The following is a 4,412-nucleotide window of genomic DNA, read 5'->3' as shown; positions in this document are numbered from 1 at the left end:
GACGACGTCGTTGCCGTCGAGCATGGCTTGCATGGTGTTGGCGAGCCCGGATATGTCGATGCCGAGGTCGGAAGCGCGCTCACGGTCGATGGCCACGGCCAGCTGCGGCTGCGTCGGGTCGATCGACAGGCGTGGCGTCTGGAAGCGCTGATCCTTCTGCATCTCGGCGATGATCTTGACCGCCGCATCGCCGAGCGCCTTGCGATCGTTGCCGACCAGAGCGAACTGCAGGCCGTTGCCGGCGCCGCGGATGCCGAGACTGTTGGGCTGGACCGGGAAGATGCGCACGCTGGGCACCTGTTTGGTCAGCTGGCTGATCTCGGCCATGATCTCCTGCTGGCTGCGGCTTCGCTCGTCCCACGGCGCCAGCGTCATCACCATGAAGCCCGAGTTGTAGGAACCGTTCTGGCCGGCGTTCTCGAAGGTCGAGCGAATCTCGCCGGAATCGCGCATCGGCTGGATCAGCCGCTCGATCTTCTGCATCTGCTGCGTGGTGTAGTCGAGGCTGACGCCTTGCGGGGCGTTGATGCGCAACAGCACGGCGGCGCGATCCTCGGTGGGCGTCAGTTCCTGGCGGATCGTGCCGAACAGCGTGAAGGCGATGCCGGCAAACAGCACCGCGACCAGAACCACGATCCACGGCGCGTCGAGACATGCATGGAGCGCACGCTTGTAGCCGGCATTGAGGACGCCGCCGATGCGCGCGCCGATGCCGTGGCCACCTTCGTGGTGAAGCGACGCGCTGGTCAGCATGCGCGAGGCAAGCATCGGGCAAAGCGTCAGCGCCACCACGCAGGACAGAAGCACCGACATCGCAAGCACGAAGCCGAATTCGCGGAACAGGCCGCCGGTCTGTCCCGGCAGGAACGAGATCGGTACGAAGACCGCGACCAGCGTCAGCGTGGTGGCAACGACGGCGAAGAACACTTCCTGTGCGCCGAGCACTGCGGCCGCGCGCGGCCCCATGCCCTCATTGCGCCGTCGCACGATGTTTTCCAGCACCACGATGGCGTCATCGACGACAAGGCCGGTGGCCAGCACCAAAGCGAGCAGCGTAAGGATGTTGATCGAGAAGCCGGCCAGATAGATGGCGGCTACGGTGCCGATCATGGCGACCGGCATCGACAGGCCCGGGATGAGCGTGGCGCGCCAGTCGAGCAGGAAGACGTAGATGACGATCAGCACCATGGTGACCGACAGGCCGAGCGCGATCTCGACCTCGTGCACGGCACCCTTGACGAAGACGGCGTCGTCGCTGGTGATCTTGATCGACATGCCGTTGGGCAGGTTCGCCTGCAGCTTGGCGACGGCGGCCTGGACGCCGGTCGAAATGTCCAGCGTGTTCGATTCCGCCTGCCGGATGATGCCGATGCCGATGCCGGTCTTGCCGTCCGAACGCAGCGTGGTCTGGCCGACATCGGGGCTGAGCGTGACGGTCGCGACATCGCGGATGCGCGTCGTGCCGCCGATGATGATGTTTTCGAATTCCGCAGGCGTCGTCACGTCGGCCGTGGTGCGGACGATCAGGTCCTGGTTGGTCGTGGTGATCGACCCCGCCGGGGAATCGAAGGCGACGGAGGCGAGCGCCGCCCTGAGGTCGGCGACCGTGAAGCCAAGGCTGGCGAGCTTGTTCTGGTCGACGTCGATGCGGAAGATCTTGTCGCGGTCGCCATAGACCTGGACGTCGGCGACGCCCGGGACGGCGGCCAATTCGTCCTCGATCTGGTCCTGTACCACCACCGTCATGTCCTGGATCGACAGCGTGTCCGAAGTCACCGCCAGCCGCATCACCGCGTCGGAATTGGCGTCGGCCTTGACGATGCGCGGTGGATCGGCCGTATCCGGCATCTGGTTTGCAACGCGGCCGACGGCATCGCGCACATCCGAGGCTGCGACGTTGAGGTCGACACCGTCGTTGAACTCGATGGTGACGCGGCTCGATCCGAAGGAAGAGGAAGACGAGATCGACTTGACGCCGGAGACGCGTGCGACGGCGCCCTCGATCGTGTCGGTCAATTCGCGGTCGACGGTTTCGGCCGCCGCCCCCTCGAAGGTGGTGGAGACCGTGACGACGGCGCGGTCGACGTCGGGCAGTTCGCGGATCTCGACACCGTAGAAGGCAGCGAGGCCGGCAACCGCAATGAGGACGTTGAGCACGAAGGCCATGACCGGCCTGCGGATGAACAGGGCGGTGAAGCCGGTATCGCTGCCGGCGTTGACGGGTCCGGTCATGAGCCTTCCGCGGCGGTGGCGGCGCGCTGCTCCTGGCCGGCGATGCGAACCTCGCCGCCTTCGCTGACATTTTGGGTGCCCTCGGTGACAACCATGTCGCCGCGGCTGATCTCCGCGTCGATCAGCACGGTTTCGGTGTTGCGCTGGATGATGCGAACCGGCAACCGCCTGGCCTTGCCGTCCTCGACCTGCCAGACATAAGCACCGTCCGATCCCCACAGGATCGCCAGCGGGCTGACGGCGGGATAGGTCTCGCCGGGGAATTTCATGGTGATGGAGAACGACATGCCGGCGCGCAGCGAGTCGGCCGGGTTGGCGATCTTGGCCTTGACCTGGAGGGTGCGGCTCTTTTCGTCGATATGATTGTCGATCGCCGACACCGTGCCGGTATAGGCGTTGCTCTGATTGGCGATCGGCGTCGCCGTCAATTGCGCGCCGACCTTGACGGCGGCGGCGAAGCGTTCGGGCACCTGGAAATCGACCAGGATGGAGGACCGGTCGTCCAGCGTGGCGATCGCCGACTGGTTGGTCACGTAGTTGCCGGCCGAGATCGGCAGGATGCCGACGGTGCCCGATATCGGCGCCAGGATCGAGCGACGCTGCAGCGCAAGCTCGGCATCCTGAAGCGCCAGCTTGGCGCCGGCCAGCACCACTTCGGCATCGGCGACCGCGACCGGCGTGGCGGCGTTGGAGGCGCGCAGCGACTTGACGCGGTCGAGCTTGGCTTGTGCGTCCTGCAGGGCGAGCTTGGCCCGGTTCTGGGCAATGATCTCCGTCTCGGAATCGAGCGTGGCGATGATCTGCCCCTTGTCGACATGGCTGCCGGATTCGACCAGCAGATCGGCAAGGCGGCCCGAACTATAGGGATTGACGGTCACCGAGGCGTTGGCGCGGCCGGTGCCGATCGCCTGCAGGCGGTCGTTGATGGTGGCCGTGCCGGCAGGCAAGGCGACGACGTCGACCTGCCGGGGGCTATTGCGATTGCCAGCCTGTCTCGCGCCGGCCGCACTGTTTCCGGCCGGAGGAGTCGCCGCATAGGCCCAGTCTATCCCCCAACGCGCCAGCACTTCGGCAGCTCCGGGATAGAAGCGCGCCCAGGCAGCCGCAGCGACGACCACGATCACAAGCGCAACGACAATTTGCTTTGAGGTGCGCATCGACACTCCGGTTTCCAGGAATCGTCAGCCCCTTCCCGAAGGAGCGGCACAGCGATGGTACGGGCGGGCGGCGAAATCCGGCCACGCCGCACCTCGCATATCAGCGGTTTATGGCAATTATCACGCGATCGTGCACATTAAATCTCGGTAACGTGAAGTCGGGACACCCCGTCGGGACGGATGCGATTTGGCCGGGATCCGCCTAACGCAGGCCTTCCATCTCGCGGATGCGCCGGGCGCCGTCGGCCTCGAGTTGTCTTGTGACGGCGCCGATCAGCGTTTCGGCGACGACGAAAAGCGCCGCCGAAGAATCCCATGCGGAAGGCACGGCGGTTCGTCCGGCGATGACATGACGGGCAAAGCGGGCGATCGGCGACAGCCATTGATCGGTGAACAGTACGATCTGAACGCCGCGCTGGTGTGCCTTCTCGGCGAAGCGGACGAGGCTGTCCTGGTAGCGCCTGATGTCGAAGATCACCAGCACGTCGCGCTTGCCCATGTCGATCAACCTGTCGCGCCACATGCTCTCCTGTCCGGCAAGGTGAAAGACATCGGGCTGGATGACGGCGAGGTGGGCGGCCATGTAGCGCGCCAGGGGATCGGTGAAGCGGCCGCCGATCAGAAATGTCTTGCCGCGCCGCTCGGCAAGCCTGGTGGCAATGTCGGCAAGCTGCTTGTCGGACAGATGCCTGAAGGTCTCGCGCATGTTGTCGAGCGTCGCTTCCAGCATTGGCGATCCGGTGCCGCCGGGCGAGGGCGGATTGAGTGTGCGGGTTGCCGGCGACTGCAATTGCGCCGCCAGTTCATCCTGCAGGCTCGACTGGAATTCCGGATAATTCTGGAAGCCGAGCCGGGCGACGAAACGCAGGATCGTTGGCGAAGAGACGCCGGCCGCGTTCGAGAATTCGGCGACAGTCTTCAGCCCGATCATCGGGTAGCTGGCGATCAGCGTCTGGGCCGCTCGTCGTTCGCCGGCGGGCATGGTGCCGATGCGGTCGGCGATCAATTCGGCAATGTTGGAAA

At 65.3% G+C, this 4,412-nt stretch carries 3 protein-coding genes; all 3 read right to left on the bottom strand.

What is annotated here, in order from left to right; all coding sequences use genetic code 11:
• A partial coding sequence (locus EOA36_RS28770) for an efflux RND transporter permease subunit (RefSeq protein ID WP_145969352.1) occupies nt 1-2,232 on the bottom strand: 2,232 nt, incomplete at its 3' end.
• Nucleotides 2,229-3,389, bottom strand: a complete 1,161-nt coding sequence (locus EOA36_RS28765) for an efflux RND transporter periplasmic adaptor subunit (RefSeq protein ID WP_127280400.1) — start codon at nt 3,387-3,389, stop codon at nt 2,229-2,231. The genes EOA36_RS28765 and EOA36_RS28770, both read right to left, overlap by 4 nt.
• Before the next feature lie 202 nt (nt 3,390-3,591).
• The coding region (locus tag EOA36_RS28760) for a MurR/RpiR family transcriptional regulator (RefSeq protein WP_145969351.1) at nt 3,592-4,412 on the bottom strand (821 nt) is incomplete at its 5' end.

The organism is Mesorhizobium sp. M8A.F.Ca.ET.021.01.1.1 (assembly GCF_003998025.1).
Classification (GTDB): Bacteria; Pseudomonadota; Alphaproteobacteria; order Rhizobiales; family Rhizobiaceae; genus Mesorhizobium.
This window is presented reverse-complemented; position numbering and strand designations above follow the sequence as displayed.